Raw genomic sequence first — 577 nt, 5'->3', positions numbered from 1 at the left:
CTTCCCAGGGAGGGGGAACGTCAGGTGCTCAGATTCTTTGTCCTCGGCAACCTCATCGGGATCGACAGGTGCGTTCGTGAGCGTCAACCGCGAGATGCGGGAACGACTTTGGAAAAGAGTCCAGGAACATGCCGGGCCACCGCCCAAAGACATGCCAAGGCGGCCGGCAACGCAGTAGGTCAAGCCAAGCATCAAAGCCCGCGTGAAGCACCTCAGGGGCGAGGAAGACCTTCGCCATGCCTCACTGCAGGACTTCTGGAATGAATCCACGAAGAGGCGATGAAGGCAGACTTGTCCTTCGATCGACAGAATCTCAGCGTTCATCCGGGGCTATCACTGGTGCCTTGATGTCCGTCCGATAGGACCAGCGTATTTTTATCTCTACAACCTCGACAGGACCAACGCTCACGCAATCCGATTTCCGGTTCCTGTATTCTGGAATCTCAAGCCAGACGGTGCAGCGATAAAATCGCGGATCAAACTTTGGGTTATGTTTCCTATAGAAGATAACTACCGTGTTGACATCCAGCACCTCTTCGCGCAGCCGGTGACAATCCGAACGGCGGACATTGTCAAC

Annotated in this window: 2 protein-coding genes; both read right to left on the bottom strand. The window is 54.9% G+C overall.

Going from position 1 to position 577, the window contains the following annotated elements:
• On the bottom strand, positions 1–324 hold a 324-nt coding region (locus E5W87_RS35550), incomplete at its 3' end, for a hypothetical protein (RefSeq protein WP_292408663.1).
• On the bottom strand, positions 314–577 hold a 264-nt coding region (locus E5W87_RS35545), incomplete at its 5' end, for a hypothetical protein (protein WP_292408660.1). The genes E5W87_RS35545 and E5W87_RS35550, both read right to left, overlap by 11 nt.

Source organism: Mesorhizobium sp., from assembly GCF_004962925.1.
In the GTDB taxonomy this organism is placed as follows: domain Bacteria; phylum Pseudomonadota; class Alphaproteobacteria; order Rhizobiales; family Rhizobiaceae; genus Mesorhizobium.
This window is presented reverse-complemented; position numbering and strand designations above follow the sequence as displayed.